Origin of the sequence: Caproiciproducens puteiluti (assembly GCF_052442865.1) — a bacterium.
GTDB lineage: Bacteria > Bacillota > Clostridia > Oscillospirales > Acutalibacteraceae > Caproiciproducens.
This window is the reverse complement of the sequence record NZ_CP194790.1, coordinates 886,413-901,702: the sequence shown is the minus strand read 5'-3', so window position 1 is coordinate 901,702 and position 15,290 is coordinate 886,413. Positions and strand designations below refer to the sequence as shown.

Sequence of the window (15,290 nt, the reverse complement as noted above, 5' to 3'; positions counted from 1 at the left end):
TTACTTCTTTTGAAACTGCTGACGATAAACATCGGGGTTCAGCACAAAGCGCGAATCCGCTCCCTCGAGGAGCTTGATCATTTCCGCGGCCAGCAGCTTGGGGGAGCTGGTAAAAGCGTCCCGCGTTCCGCCGGCAAGGTGCGGAGTAACCGTTATGTTTTCCAGCTCAATGAGCGGGTAGCCCTTGCGGGGAGGTTCTTCGTCAAATACATCGATCGCAGCCCCCATTATCTTTTTCTCTTTCAAGGCTTCGCAGAGGGCATTTTCATCGACCAGACCCGACCGTGCCGTGTTGATGAGGTAAGCGGTCGGCTTCATCAAATCCAGCATCTCTGCGCTGACCAGATGCTCCGTTTCCTCGGTAAGTCGGGCGTGGACGGTGACAAAATCAGAGACCTGCATCAGTTTTTCCAGCGGCAGCATTTTCACGCCGTCCGGGGCCTGCTGTACAAAAGGATCATATGCAACGATTTTCATATTAAACCCGGCAAGTCTTTTCGCCACCCTTCTGCCGATTTCGCCGAATCCGACAATCCCGGCGACTTTGTCCGCTAAATCCGGTACGCTGTCCTTATTATTATAATCCCGAACCCATTGCCCATTTTTCAAATTTAGATGACTTTTGGCAATATTTCGGCATTCGGCAAGGATCATACCCACTGTGAAATCGGCAACCGCGTTGGCATTGCGGCCCGGCGTATGAAAAACCGCAACTCCCCTTTCGCTTGCATAAGGCAGATTCACATTTTCAATACCGCCCCTTAATACTCCGACCGCTTTCAACCGGCTGCACGCATCCAGCACCCTCCGGTTGATCGGGCAGAACTGCGTAATGATGATGTCTGCGTCCCGTACGGCTTCCAGAATATCGTCCGGAACCTCGTACGCTTCGCTTCCTCTGGTCTCAATCAGCAGGTTGATGTTTTGCAGCTCTTCATAATCCCCAAGTTTCCAACTGACGGTTTTCAGGGAAGCTCCTGCCTGTTCGAAATTGCGGAAACCTTCCCGAATGAAATTTTCGGGGATCAGCAGATCTCCAATGCCAACAATGTTCAATGTGCTAACTTCCTTTCCCTAGTTACTTGTGTTTTGATTGCTATGTATTTTATAAAAACAGGCCCGCATATTTTAGAACGGGTCAATGGAACAGCTTTCCCAGCTCAATAAGAATCCAAGCAAAGGGAGCATTATAAGGCGATACCAGGTTGCCGATCTGGGTCCCCTGCGCGCTTGCGGGAAGTTCAACCCCGGACAGCACCGCTGCCTGCGTGTAGAGAGGGGCGAGGAATGTGCCGCCGTACAGCGCGATGGTCACCACAAAAAGGCCCGTGATGAAAATACGGAACATATTCTTTTTGCAGAACGGGGCGACCATGGAAATCAGAAAAACAATGGAAGCCAGGTCGGTAAAGGGCAGCATTTTATTCCCGGGCAGAATGACGGCCAGAAGCAGCGTGCAGGGAATCAGCAAAAGGCCGGTCGCCAGAATGGTCGGTTCGCCGATCAGCAGCGCGGTATCCATGCCGATGTAGAACTCGCGGTCCGGGAATATCTTTTTCAGCCGGATTTCCGCGGCCTCACGCACGATGGTCACGCCTTCCACAACAACCCCGACCATATAGGGCAGCAGCTTCATGACCGCTGCCATCTCCACGGCCAGCAAAACGATCTGACCGGCATTCCAGCCCGCCAAAAGGCCCAGTACGGCGCCCAAAACCGAAGAAAGTACCAGCGAATCCCCCAGGATACCGAGCTTTTTGCTGATTTTATCCGGGTTCAAATCGATTTTATTCAGTCCCGGCGTTTTTTCAATCAAAAAATTGATGAGAATGCCGATCGGAACATACGCCGTACAGGTAGCATGCGGGAAGGACACCCCCTTCATATCGTAGCTCTCCTGGATGATTGGAGCCGTCTTATCGCCGACGATCAGCGCGACGGCGTAAAGGATCAGGGAGGTAGCGACCGCTGCGACCAAATTCTGGTTGACGGAATACACCATGCACCCCGGGAGCAGCAGCAGCCAGAAATTGAAAATATCCAGATTCACCGTTTTGGTCAGTTTCAGCACCAGCAGCAGAAGATCCACAGCAAACGCGCCTACGACCACAAACGGCACCAGTACGGATGACCAGGCAATTTGCGACGCAGTGGGCCACCCAACGTCCAGCACGGTGAATTTGAGGCCGAACCTTGTGACCATGTCCTGCGCGGCGGGTCCTACGCTGTTGAGAAGGAGACTGACAATCAGATTAATGCCCTCAAATCCTACGCCCACCAGAACCGCACATTTAAACGATTTCCCAATTTTCACGCCGAAGATCAATGCCAGAATGAAGAATATGATGGGCATCATTCCCGGAGCACCCAGTTTGATAATTTGATTGAACCATTCCATAACAAGCATCCTCCTAAAATTATTTAAGCTTTCTCCTCAAACTTAAGAACGGTGTTTCCGTATCGCTCCCTTCCAGAATAAAATAAAAAACGACTAAAAGCTGTCGATAAACAGCTTTTAGTCGAATTCTTTACTACCATTCAACCTTTTATTTTGTTTTATAGCTCCAAAGTTTGTTGTTGCTGAGGGTTACTGCCTTAAACTGGAGCAGCCGCGCTTCGTCTATGATTTTCTGAGTATTGATAAAACCGGCGAGAAAATACGGAATATCCGCCCGGGTCTGACGCAGCCGGCTGATATATTTGATCCCGTAAACAGAGGGCCGTAATTCCACCGCGTCGCAGGAAGTTTCAGAAACAATCCGCAAAGAATTTTCAAGGGCAAGAGAATCCATCAGCATAATCCGCTGAATCACAAAAAGGTTCAATCCCTTCAGGTAATTCGTCCACATGGGATTGGAAACGATGACGACATCCACATGGAAAATCTGCTTTAAAAAACGGGCACCGTCCCTGTCGAGATTAAATCCGCCGATCAGTTCCACATTCACAACCGTTTTCTTTCCCGCCTGATGCACCGCATCGACCATCGGTTTTAAATTCCCGATATGCGTATTGCTCAGATGAATATACGGTGCTTCTGTAGTCAGCGCATAAGACAGGTGCTTGATCTCCCGTACAGAAGGAATTATGTAAAACTCATTTTGAAAGTCTATGTCTTCACTTCCCTGTTTTGGCCTTGGGTAATTTCTGTAGTTTTTATCTTAATCGACCTGGAAACGTTTTGTCAAGGATTAAACATACAAAAAAATATATACTTTTTTGTATTTATTGTTCATTGACAATGGAATTGTATTGCCATATAATGCAGATTGTAACTTGCAGCGGCTGCTTGAAAAACAAAATAGAGTACCGAATAGTAGTATTTTTGAATTCGGCTGACGGCTATGAAAAATCATAGCTGTCAGCCGAATTTTTGTTTTCAGCGCTTCCCGGTCGGCTGAACGGAAAGGGAAGCAATATGAAGGAGGCTACGTATTGAAAAAGTATTTACTTGGTATTGACGCGGGTTCTTCCTCTGTAAAATCCGTCTTGTTTGACACAAAAGGCAATGCACTTGCATCCGCTTCCGAGCAGAACCGACGTGTAGAGGTCACCGAGGAAAGCCGGCGGCTCGGGTTTGAAGAAGTGGACGCCGACGGAATCTGGGATTCCACGAAAAACTGCATTCACGAAGTAATCCGGAAATCCGGGATCGACGCGTCTGAAATTGCGGCGGTAGGAATCTGCTCCTTTGGCAACGGGGTCCTCATCGTCGACGAAAACGGGAGGCCGAATGCAAAGGGCGCGCTGTCACAGGATTACAGGGCCGCGAAAATTCTGGAGAAATACCAGCAGGAAGGCTCCTTGGAGAAAATCAACAAAATTATAGCGGGAACCCTGTTTGCGGGCGAACCGGGTCCCATACTGCGCTGGTACAAGGAGAACCGGCCCGATATTTACAGTCATATCGGGAGTATCTTATTGTGCAAGGACTATCTGATCTACAAGCTGACCGGCGAACTTTCCGCCGACATCAATTGCTTCGGCGGGTCCGCCCTGCTGGATTTGAGCACCTTCCAGTATTCGCGCGAACTGATGGACCTGTTTGGAATTCCGGAAATGTATGACAAACTTCCGAAGCTGAGGGAAAGTGCCAGCATCGCCGGGACGGTCACCGAAAAAGCCGCCGGATACACCGGGCTTTCGGTCGGCACCCCGGTAGCCGCGGGCATGATGGATATTTTGGCCTGCCTGGTTGGAGCAGGCGCGGCGGATGAGGGTGTTGTGACGATTGTCGCGGGCACCTGGTGCATCAATGAGACCCAGTCCACCAAAATCATTCCGGGCGCTTCTGCAAACCAGCCTTCGCTTGGAAAGGGGCTGTATTTAAACTGTTCCTATACCGGCGCGTCTGCCATTAATTTCGACTGGTTCGGCAAGGCGCTGGGCGGAACCGCACGGATGGAAGCAGTGAAACGTTCGGTATCCCACTACGACGTGCTGGATGAGATGATCGGACAGATGTCGCCGGACCAGACCGAGGTCCTGTTCCATCCCTTTGTCGCCCAGCCGAGCGTTCATCCCAATGCGAAGGCGAACTTTTTTAATATTGACCAGAACACTTCCTACCGCGAGGTGGTTTACGCAGTGGCGGAAGGCATCGTATTTTTACATAAATGGCATATTGATTTCCTGAGAAACGCCGGCTGCAGGATCACTTCTGCGCGGCTTACCGGAGGAATCGCAAAAAGCCCTGTATGGGCACAGCTTTTTGCGGATATTCTGCAAATTCCTGTTGAGGTGGTCGACTGCGACGAAGTCGGAGCTTTGGGTGCCGCGATCACTGCGGGCGTCGGCGCAAAGACCTATCAGGATTATCAGGATGGATTCCGTCAGGCGGTAAGAATTCGGGAAAGATTCAACCCCTCCAGCCGATATCTTCCGGACTTTGAGGTCCGCTACCGTGAGTGGGAACATCTTATGCGCTGTCTGAAACCGTATTGGGACGCAAAATAGAAATTTGTCTTTCTATCCTGTTGCGGTTATCTTCTTATTTGATTATTTTTGAAAGGGACTAAAAAATGAAAAAAACAAAGGTGCTGCTTGTATCAGATGGCGGAGTGACCAAGGATCTGATGCAGAAAATGTTTGAACTGGAGGCCTACGGGGCGGAAATTACTCTTATAGAAGACAAAGAAATGTCCGCAATGGGGCCGATCACGGACCGCATGGGCCTGATTGAACGGGATGGCATCGACGCGGCGCCCACCTGCGGCGCTCTGCTGGAAAACTGTGCCGATAAGGAAATTATTGCCGTACACGTAGCCTCCATCAACCGGGAGGTAATCAATGCAAGCAAAAATCTGAAGGTCGTCGCCGTTCTTCGGGGCGGCATTGAAAACGCCGACGTTCCCGCGCTGACCGAGAAGGGAATCAAGGTGATCAACGCCCCGTGGCGAAGCGCGGACGCCGTAGCCGACTTTACAGTCGGAATGATGATTGCAGAAAACAAGAATATCGCGCGCAGCCACAGGCTTCTGTTTGAAGGCAAATGGTGTAAGAATTATGGCAACCAGTCTTACATTCACAACATGAATCACTGTACGGTCGGAATTATCGGGTTCGGCTATATCGGACGCCGCGTTGCCGAACGCCTGAAGGGCTTCGGCTCCAGGATTGTGGCGTATGACCCGTTCCAAAACGCGGATGCCATTGAGAGTGCGGGCTATACTGCCGTTACGCTGAATGAATTGCTGAGGCAATCCGATTTTGTGACCGTGCATCTGAGGCTTTCCCCAAAAACAGAAAAATTTATGAGTGATCGCGAATTTTCTCTGATGAAGACGACCGCCTATTTCGTCAATACGGCGCGTTCCGGACTTGTTGATACCGACGCTCTGCTGAAGGCGCTGCAGACGAAAACAATTGGGGGAGCCGCCATTGATGTTTATGACAGCGAGCCACTTTCTCAGGACAGTCCTTTCCTGAAACTGGATAATGTGACCCTTACCCCTCATCTTGCGGGCACTTCGAGCGACACCATGCGTAATTCGGTGGATATCTGCTTTGAGGATTTAAAAAATTACCTGCAGGGAAAATCCATGCACAATCTCTGCAACTGAACAACCGTTGCGGCTTGTCTGTATGCTGTTCTGCATACCGCAGGCAATTTCAATATCTCTTCGTACAATTGGACGCAGATATGATACTTTCAGATTTGGTATCAGTCTGATGCGATGTATACAACTCCAGGACGCTTACCCAAAATCGGGAAATGATGAGCTGTCATAATTCTTGTGCGCCACTACATATATGGTTATAACTCAAGTGAATGTTTTTGATTTTGGTAAAATAGTACGATAAGACGCACGGATACTACGGCAGGAAGAAAAAATCTTCCTGCCACTATTTTTTACTGCTGTTCACTGGTGTATTAGAATATATTTTGCTTTCCCTTTGCCCACTGACCGGATCACGGAACATGGGAAAAAGAATATCCGAATTTCTTGCCAGCAAATAGCGGGGGTAAAGGGAAAAGGTTTTTCTTATTTTAAATTCATGCCCTCAATATAAAAAGTGTATGACCAAATCAAACTGCTGCATGAGCTAGGCAACGAGACTTCAATACGGTTGATTCCTAATTCATACATATCGAAGAAACAGCTTTTCTCGACGAATTATCAAAACTAAATAAAAATATTTTCTCCGCAACTGCAATTGTAATAAAATGATATATTATGTCGAATCCGTGCATATGGTTGTAACTTAAAAGAATGGTTTTCTATTGTGGCTTTTTACATTTCCCATTTTGCATTATCGCCTTTTCCTACCCTCAAATTATGGAAACAAGTACTTAAGCAACGGTATCTTTCGTACCGCATAAACGATTACGAGACAAAACAGATAGCAAATAAGCGGCCAGAAAAAGTACCATTGAAGAGAATATATGGCAAAAAATGCAATTCCAGCTATTTTATTTAAAACAATATTATGAATCAGATAAACTCCTAAACTGCATCCCGAAATAGCAGCCAGGAATTTTGCAGTTTTCTCTTTGCAAACAATTCTCTCTGCAAATAAGTACCGGATAAAAACAAAAACCCCCAGAGCCAGAAACAAGGACGGGAAACTCAGATAATCGAAATACAGTTGATTTGTAGACCCATCGCGTTTACACAGGTATACTAATCCTGTATAACGCAAAATCGCACATAGGATTGCCGCTGTATAGCAAATACCGCGTTCAACAGTAGAAAAATTATGTGTGGACGCCCAGTAACCCAAAACAGGGTAAATCAAATAACTGCCTAGTATGGGTAGCTGTAGTGCTGAATTCCAGCCACTTCCATCGAGATAGCAGTAAGTCTGAAGCATTCGATAACAAAACGGCAGGATAGATACAGTAAGGGCTCCCACTGCTACAGTGTAGTCTAAAACAGTGCGATTTTCCGATTTGGTAAGCAGAGTGAGTATCGGCATTGATAAATATATTCCAAATAGAACTAAGAAAAACCAGTAGATAGATTCCATCCTATTATTGACGAAAATATCAAGGATTATAAACAGCATTTTGCGGATGTCCCCATCCAGTGGAATATGTATATTACCGCGTTTGATCTGAAGTGCAAGCATAAATGTACCCCAAATTAGATAGGGAATTATACCACGTAACATTCTTCTTTTAAAAAAAGTCATTGTGTCATATTTCGCTTGGTAATTCATCAAAGTAGCACCAGTCAGCATAAAGAAAACCGGTACTGCCCAGTACGCGAGTACTTGAATGCTAGCACACCACATCCATACACGGGAACCATCGTACCAGTGCACTTCATTTCCGAAATGAATCCAGACAACATTGATGGCTGCGAGTATATTCAATACATCATAATAAATCACTCTTTTTCCAGGATTCACATTTGATATCTTCGCCTGTTCCACCATGTCTTACTATCCTCCTGCTTACTCTATTTGCAAGGTTACCTTTTATTTTATTACTATTAAATTTCATTTTTTCCAGAACCAGCGCCAACGTTGTTCTAATATATCCATTCTTTCATGCAATTCATTTATTTTAGCATCTATGCCATCTAAACGGCGGCGGTGATCTTCAATCTGTACCCACTGGGATGCGTCCGTTTCAGTTCCTTCCTTCTGTAACTTTTCCAGTGCTGTTAAACGCTGGTTATGACCCTCAAGCTGTGTCCACTGAGATGCATCCGTTTCAGCTCCTTCCCGCTGCAATTTTTCTAGCCCAGCTAATCTATTTTTATGATCCTCAAGATGCGTCCATTGGAGCGCATCCGTCTCGGCCCCCTGTCTTTGAAACTCTTCTAACTCTGCAAGACATTTTTCTGTTTTCTGATTTACCTTTGCTATACATGGTGCCAAAAGATCATAATCACTGAGTTCCTTCGGTGGAAGTGCGGTAGAAAGTGCGTTTTGCAGCCATTGTAGACTTTCTTGGCTGGCTGCAGCCAATTTCTTGTTCACCTGTGCATAATCAATCATTTGATCAAGTAAGCTCAGCTTTTCCGGTAGTTCCTTTTCTGTCAAAAGCAAACGATCCTGCAGCCCTAGCAACGACAAAATAGCAGTGAATCGTGCAGCACCACGAGTCGTATTGCAAATAGCCAAAAAAGGTCGCTGATAAAGGATTGCCATACACATACCATGGAAAGAATCTGTAATCATATAATCACAGCTACGGATATAGGCAAGCCATTGCTCCAGCTTAATGTCATAGGCGGTTTCAATATTCCAACTGTTTTCCAACCTGTGCATTTCCGGTGCGGCATCACTGACAGAAAGCACCTGCATTCCCAGCTTTGTGCCGCAGGTATGCAATACATCTGCCTTTTCCTGTTTCGGATCCAAAATGTAGGCAAACAGATATTTGTCTTTTGGTAGACAGTCTCTACCCACATCTGCCAAAGAGTCCCGCATTTTAGCCGGCATCAGAAAAACAGGATCCAAAACACTTTGTGCGTTCACGCCATAGTATTGTTTTAGTAGTGTTTTTCCACTTGGTTCCCGTACAGAGATGGAATCAAACTGCTGCAGAAAATGTGCCAGTTCTGCCCGGTCGTCATCGCTTCCCCAAATGTAATCTGTTCCAAAAGAAACCGCATAGGCGATTTTTCGTTTGTTGCTTCTTACCCAATCCATCTGGGCAAATTTATCAAAGCAGTTATAGAGATTATTATTCAGCAACTGGTCAGATCCCAGCACAAATGTATCGCAGCGGTCATTATAACAAAACAGCGCATCCCGGCTTGAAGGGAGGGGCGCGATGTCCCACAGAGGATACGGATTTTGTAAAAAGAGCTGTGGTACAGGATAGGGTTTCCATGTAGAATTCTGTGGCCAACTGAGCATAACTGTCTCATAACCCAATGTATTCAGAACAGTATACAGGGCATAATATGTCAGTTCCGAGCCATAATTTGGATAGGACCAGTTTCCCACAATGCCGATGTCATGCTTGTTCTGTTGAGCATACAATACTGCCTGATTGAAATTCAATTTCGGATAAAGATGCAGAAAAAAATCTCTACCCGGATCTTTCGCCGTATCAGGTGTGATCCGATTCTGCTCCAGATATTTCATCGGTACCGGTTGCAGCATTTTAAACATATTCTGAGTCTGAGCAAGCAATTCTCCGCCCTTTTGGCTGTTAACCAGAATAGCACTAGTTCCCTTTCCATCCGTCAGGTCGGAATCATAATCCATTACATTCCAAAAATCACCGATCGTAAGATCACCCTGCCTAGGAAAATCACAGAAAAGACAATAATAGCAACTTTCTCTCAGGGTCATGCCCGGATGAAATCCCTGCTCATAACGGCTCTCATTATACGACAAGCGTCGCCGTGTACCATTCGCAAGGATTACCGTCATCGCCAAACTCTCCCAGCCATAATCCTTATCGCGGAAATCAACACCCACAGCCGGGATTTGTTCTGTTAGTGCTTGAATAGATTCTCTAAGCATCTTTTGTGAAGGCACACCGTGGCACAAGATATCCACAGTATACAAATTAGCGTACTTTCTTTCCCCAAGATAGGATTTCAAGCTGGCTATCTGACAGGGGCAACCTGAAAACAGCACCTTCTGCCCTTTTACCAGAGCAGTTTTTACCTCCCGATAGATTAAGCCGACCTCGCTTTGCACATATTTGGATTTTCGTAGGGTGGTCAACTCCTCCTGTGTCTGTACTCCGATATGCCGTACCGACAGGTCCGATCCAATGGCAGCACCGAACACCACTCCGCCCTCCATCAAGATGACATCGGCCAACGCAGTAAAAGCACCACCGGAAGAACTCTGATGTCGTACGTTGTCCGGCATAACTGCGGCATAGCATTCTGGTTCTACATAATTTGTATTTCTCTGTGGGGTTAGAACAGGACAAGTTTGCAAGCATTTTCCACAATTGATGCAGAGATTATCCTGCACTATAGGCTGCAAAAATCCATATGCATCCGGTTCCATTATAATGGCATTTATCGGGCATATATTATAACAGGCTCCACATCCGGTACAGTTCAGATTCCTTTTATGCAACTCTTCCAACATTATTTACCCTGCCCCCTCTCTTAGATCCATTTATAGTTCCATGTCCGCCCATTCATGAATATTACATTCACTTGTCCGCCACGGGTGCCCATATGAAGTGCTATCCACTTTGCAATAACGGCAAAAAGCTGTTGGCCGAGCTAACTGCTCGTAGATCTCGTTCTTATCTTTCGCCTTGTATATGTCAATAAAATCATTATCAGTAACTTTCAAATCTGTATGAAAGCAGCGATTAAACAAATCAATATGTGGAATTCTGGAACAAGTATAGATCCTCCCATTTTGCACGCGAATGCATTTGTTTGCTTCCCAGCAGTTAAAGAAATTTAAACGCTCATCTTCCTTATCGAGAGACTCTTCCATAATTTTATAAATTCCTAGCGGGAAACGCATCATCGTCTTATCTTTTGTTCCAGAGTCTCCCATATACAAATACGAAACTCTATTTTCCTCCGCTTTCTTTTGGATTTCGTCAAAATTAAGCTCAATAGGATATTTGGTCTGCTCAATCGTAAAACGGTATTTCCTGCAAGATTTCCAAAATGCCTCCTGCATTTCCAACAAAGCCACTCCATTAGTAACAACTCTCAGATTCGTATGAGGAAAATAACAACGAAGAAGCCTCATCAAATCTTCCAGTTCCGGGTGTAAGAGTGGCTCTCCACCAGAAAGTTAAATCACCTGAAGTTCGCTTTCACTAAACAGTTCGGCCATTCTCTTGATGTCTGCCTCAAAAGCAGACATTGGCATCACATATCCCGGCACTTTTCTTGCGCAGGGTACGAACGTTAGGCACCCGATGCAGTTTAAATTACACTCTTCCACAATGTCAATCGCAAACCGCAAGATTTTATGGGGTTGGTACGAATCAATCCATCACGCACACGCAACAGTTCCCAATACAACCCATCTGTCGTGCTTTTGGATTGTACAAGGATTTTCTGATTTTTATGCATACCCTGCATAATAGCTTTTCTCGTTGTTTCAATTTGTGTATTTACCATAGGCAACACAGTCTCTTGAAATTGCAAACAATCCCATTCCATTTTTTACGGATCGATTTTAACCACGTCCAACCCATATTATATTCCTTCCTCATTAATTTTCTAGCCATTCACCTCAGAACCTACAGTAAATACGACAGAAAAGCCAAGCCATTATGTGCTTTGGCTTTTTCAAATCACCCAAGCGCAAACGCTTGCATACCTTAAGCAGGCATTTCTTAGTGCGTTTATAACGGGACATATCCTTTTTTCGCCAGGAATGCATATTCCTCAAATCTATGAAGCAGAAGCGAAAATACTTTCCAAGACCAGACCGACAGGCCCTTCGGTCAATGGATTCTAGATAGTCACAAATCTTATCATAGGCCAGATAGGCGTTGAACTGGCGGCGATACCAAGCTTCATCGCTGTTAGTCAGGCTAGAGGGCACCAACCGATAATCATAATAAACTTCTGGTAACAAAACTACTTGTTTTAGGCCGTGCAGAAGCTGTATAATCCAGTATTTATCCTCGTAGGCAAACAATTCCATATCAAACTGGGGAATTTCGCCGCCGTTTACCGCGCGAATTGCATCTGCATCCCACACTTTATTCCAGGGATACCCGCCACCGCAGGCATCGTTATCGCCCGCAATCTGCGCCATTGCTTCCAACGCCGTCAATACTGTCGGGCGCTCTGCCACTTTCCGGTTAACCGGACAACCTGTCTCATTGTTGATCCACCCGAAAACAACACATTCTACCTCATACTCCTTCATGGCACATATGGCATATTTCCAAGCCGATGGGGACAACGTATCATCGGAATCCACAAAAGTAAGATAATGCCCTCGCGCATGTTGCAAACCTTTATTCCGTGCTGCACTTGGACCGCCATTTTCCTGATGCAAGACTTTAATGCGTGGGTCTGCTTGTGCATATTCGTCACAAATTTTCCCGCAATCATCCGGGCTACCATCATCAACAAGCAAAATTTGCGTATCCTGAACAGTCTGTTTTTGTATACTCTCAATACAGGCGCGCAAAAAAGGTTCCGGAGTTTTGTATACTGGGATAATAGCAGTGATTAAAGGCCCTTCCGTCATACTACTGTTCCTCCCCTGTCCCTTTTAAAATACAAGACGACCGTCCTTCGTAAAGCGATTATCCTTCCCTTTCTTATAACGGGCAGCCACAGAATAGCCAAGAAAATGTGTTTGACGCAGTTTATTGATCACACCGATACCAATCTTATCATAATATTGCGGCGCACGGGCGCGAATCATTTCATCAAATGCCATCAAATCCTTTTTATGCCGGCTGGTAGGCTTGATGTACAGCATGACGAGGTACTGCCAACAGCAAGTACCACACAACAGGTTATCATATATACGTCTTACTGCAGGGTCCTTAACCTTTTCCTTCATGTAACTCAGCAGAACGTCGATGACCTTTGTCTGTTCTGTGTAATGCTTTTCCATTCCAGAAAGACTCATGCTCTGACCGACCGCCGCGCAACGGTAGCAATATATCTCCATATCCAGAAATTCCACCGTCCTGACTTGATTACAAGCCTTTAACACAAACTCTGTATCAGTATAAAAACAATGTTCTGTAATAGTTACGGTGTTGCGTATACGTTCTGTTTTAACAGTGACGCTATGCATAAATGGCGTGAAAGATTGCACTTCACTCAGCAAATAGGTTTTTTCGATTTCACAGCCCGGATTACAGTTCTCATGCGAAATTACATTGCCATTCGTTGCATCATACGTCAGATACGGGGTGATAATCATATCGGCATCGCTTTTTTGCAAAGCCTTGATATAGTTTGGCATATTCTCTGGCTTATAATAATCATCGCCGTCCATCTGGCGAAAATACCTTCCCTTTGCATTTTGAATACCGGTATTTACCGTGGAACCCCAGCCCCCATTTTTTTGCTGGATCAGGCGAATACTTTCTGGATATTTCTCCACATATTCCTGTGCAATTTTTGCTGTATTATCTTTAGAGCCATCATCCACAATCATAATATCAAGTACGTCAAGTACTCTGCTGCTCAGGAATGGGTCCAATGCCTCGCACAGGGTAGATGCCACGTTATAAGCTGCAATTGAGATAGAAAGTATCTTTTCCATAAATCCACATCCTTAAAGTATTTCAATTTACTCTATCAACTCATCTGCGTTCATTTTTTATTCTCATTACGGGGCTGCTATTGTCCTTATTCATGATACTCTGCTTTCAATGCCATGCGGTATGCATTACATACCGCATGGCATTCGCCATCCATCTGCATTTTACCATGATTTATCCAGATTGCCCGTTTGCACAGCTGCTCAACCTGCTTTTCGTTATGAGATACCAAAAGCAATGTCGTGCCGTCGGCCAATAGTTGTTCCATGCGCCTATGACACTTTTCCTGAAACATGAAATCACCTACAGCTAGGATCTCGTCAACGATTAAAATGTCCGCTTTTACTGCAGTGGCAACAGCAAAACCAAGTCGCGCCACCATACCGCTGGAGAAATTTTTGACCGGAACATCCACAAAATCCCACAATTCCGCAAAGTCCATGATTTCCTGGAAGTAGCCTTGCATTATTTTGCGGTCATAGCCGAGCACTGCCCCATTTAGAAATATATTTTCGCGTGCCGTCAACTCCATATCAAAGCCAGCACCCAATTCAATCATTGGCGCAATACCTCCCTTGATTGAAAGATAACCTTTGCTGGGATACATAACTCCTGCAATTAATTTCAGCATTGTACTTTTTCCGCTTCCATTCGCCCCCACCAACGCTAAAGACTCCCCACGCTTAACCTGAAAACTCATATTGCGCAGCGCATAGAATTCATGAAAATGAAGCTGGTGCTTAGCTACTTTCACAAAATATTCCTTGATGCTGTCTGTCCTTTCCCGTGCCAAGTTAAAGCGCATCGAAATGTTGTTAACTTCTATTACATTATCCATAATTTCAACTTTCCTTGTTTAAATATAAAGAATGAAGTTCCGCTGTAGCTTGCGGAAAACAGCAAGTCCGATGACTAATATTAAAAAGCTGGATGCAATACAGGCAAACCAGGTATTTGGCCCAGGAATCATACCATACAACACCAATTCACGGAAAAAATTAATATAATGGTATATTGGATTCAGTTTGATGACAATTTGGACGGCTGTGGGCACTTTATCTACAGGATAAAAAATCGGCGTACCATACATCCATGCCATTGTAATCACACTATACAGATGCATTATATCACGAAACTGGACTGCAATCGCGGAAAGTATTAACGCCGCACCACAGCTAAATAAAAACATAAGAATCAGCGGAATCCAAAAAAGTAACACCTCCCAGTGGAATACCGTTCCAGTACAGATCATGACAACGAGAATTGCCGCCAAACTGAATAACATCGTTACAAAGCTAGACAGTACGCGCGATATTGGAAAAATAAATTTAGGTATATATACTTTTTTTATTAGGCTTCCATTCTGAATTACAGATGTCATAGCCATATTCGTTGCTTCATTAAAGCAGTTCCACAATGTCTGCCCACAAATAAGGTACAACGGATAATTCGGAATATCAAAACGAAACATATATGAAAAAATCACTGTCATAATTGCCATCATCAACAGTGGATTCAGTAAACTCCATAAATAACCTAGAAAACTGCGTCGATATTTCACTTTTAAATCGCGCACTACCAGTTCGCGCAGAAGAGGCTTGTACCTTATTAAATGCTGTAGAGCTGTACCAATTGCATTTCTTCCCGTCAT

Annotated in this window: 12 protein-coding genes; 2 read left to right on the top strand and 10 right to left on the bottom strand. The window is 45.2% G+C overall.

Translation table 11 applies throughout. The annotated features are described in order from the left end of the window. From ACRQU7_RS04380 to ACRQU7_RS04370, 3 genes are all read right to left on the bottom strand, one after another. Positions 1 to 1,056 carry a 2-hydroxyacid dehydrogenase gene (locus ACRQU7_RS04380; protein ID WP_038322749.1) on the bottom strand — a complete coding sequence of 352 codons (1,056 nt, stop codon included), beginning with the start codon at positions 1,054 to 1,056 and terminating at the stop codon, positions 1 to 3. 82 nt (positions 1,057 to 1,138) lie between these two features. Next, positions 1,139 to 2,398, bottom strand: coding sequence for a PTS transporter subunit IIC (locus ACRQU7_RS04375; protein ID WP_038322748.1), 1,260 nt, complete (start codon positions 2,396 to 2,398; stop codon positions 1,139 to 1,141). A gap of 148 nt (positions 2,399 to 2,546) precedes the next feature. After that, positions 2,547 to 3,086 (bottom strand): glycerol-3-phosphate responsive antiterminator, encoded by a 540-nt coding sequence (locus ACRQU7_RS04370; protein ID WP_279231020.1) that lies wholly within the window; start codon positions 3,084 to 3,086, stop codon positions 2,547 to 2,549. 349 nt (positions 3,087 to 3,435) lie between these two features. On the opposite strand from ACRQU7_RS04370, the gene ACRQU7_RS04365 reads away from it, so the two are divergent. Continuing rightward, a complete protein-coding gene (locus tag ACRQU7_RS04365; RefSeq protein ID WP_444644008.1) occupies positions 3,436 to 4,956 on the top strand; it encodes an FGGY-family carbohydrate kinase in 1,521 nt (506 codons plus the stop codon). Between the two features lie 65 nt (positions 4,957 to 5,021). Then, positions 5,022 to 6,062 carry a 2-hydroxyacid dehydrogenase gene (locus tag ACRQU7_RS04360; RefSeq protein WP_444644006.1) on the top strand — a complete coding sequence of 347 codons (1,041 nt, stop codon included), beginning with the start codon at positions 5,022 to 5,024 and terminating at the stop codon, positions 6,060 to 6,062. Positions 6,063 to 6,777: 715 nt separating this feature from the next. Here ACRQU7_RS04360 and ACRQU7_RS04355 read toward each other — a convergent pair. The 7 genes from ACRQU7_RS04355 to ACRQU7_RS04325 all read right to left on the bottom strand — a co-directional run bounded on the left by ACRQU7_RS04355 (position 6,778) and on the right by ACRQU7_RS04325 (position 15,290). Next, on the bottom strand, positions 6,778 to 7,881 hold the full coding sequence (locus ACRQU7_RS04355) for an acyltransferase (protein ID WP_444644004.1): 1,104 nt from the start codon (positions 7,879 to 7,881) through the stop codon (positions 6,778 to 6,780). Between the two features lie 63 nt (positions 7,882 to 7,944). Continuing rightward, the gene (locus ACRQU7_RS04350) at positions 7,945 to 10,515 is read right to left on the bottom strand and encodes a polysaccharide pyruvyl transferase family protein (RefSeq protein ID WP_444644002.1); all 2,571 of its coding nucleotides are present in this window, start codon (positions 10,513 to 10,515) and stop codon (positions 7,945 to 7,947) included. A 30-nt stretch (positions 10,516 to 10,545) separates the two neighbouring features. Then, positions 10,546 to 11,076 carry a hypothetical protein gene (locus tag ACRQU7_RS04345; protein ID WP_444644000.1) on the bottom strand — a complete coding sequence of 177 codons (531 nt, stop codon included), beginning with the start codon at positions 11,074 to 11,076 and terminating at the stop codon, positions 10,546 to 10,548. Positions 11,077 to 11,634: 558 nt separating this feature from the next. After that, positions 11,635 to 12,606: a glycosyltransferase family 2 protein gene (locus tag ACRQU7_RS04340; RefSeq protein ID WP_444643998.1), complete on the bottom strand. Its 972-nt coding sequence runs from the start codon at positions 12,604 to 12,606 to the stop codon at positions 11,635 to 11,637. A gap of 24 nt (positions 12,607 to 12,630) precedes the next feature. After that, a complete protein-coding gene (locus ACRQU7_RS04335; protein WP_444643996.1) occupies positions 12,631 to 13,641 on the bottom strand; it encodes a glycosyltransferase family 2 protein in 1,011 nt (336 codons plus the stop codon). 86 nt (positions 13,642 to 13,727) lie between these two features. After that, positions 13,728 to 14,477 (bottom strand): ABC transporter ATP-binding protein, encoded by a 750-nt coding sequence (locus ACRQU7_RS04330; protein WP_444643994.1) that lies wholly within the window; start codon positions 14,475 to 14,477, stop codon positions 13,728 to 13,730. A gap of 18 nt (positions 14,478 to 14,495) precedes the next feature. Continuing rightward, a complete protein-coding gene (locus tag ACRQU7_RS04325) occupies positions 14,496 to 15,290 on the bottom strand; it encodes an ABC transporter permease (protein ID WP_444643992.1) in 795 nt (264 codons plus the stop codon).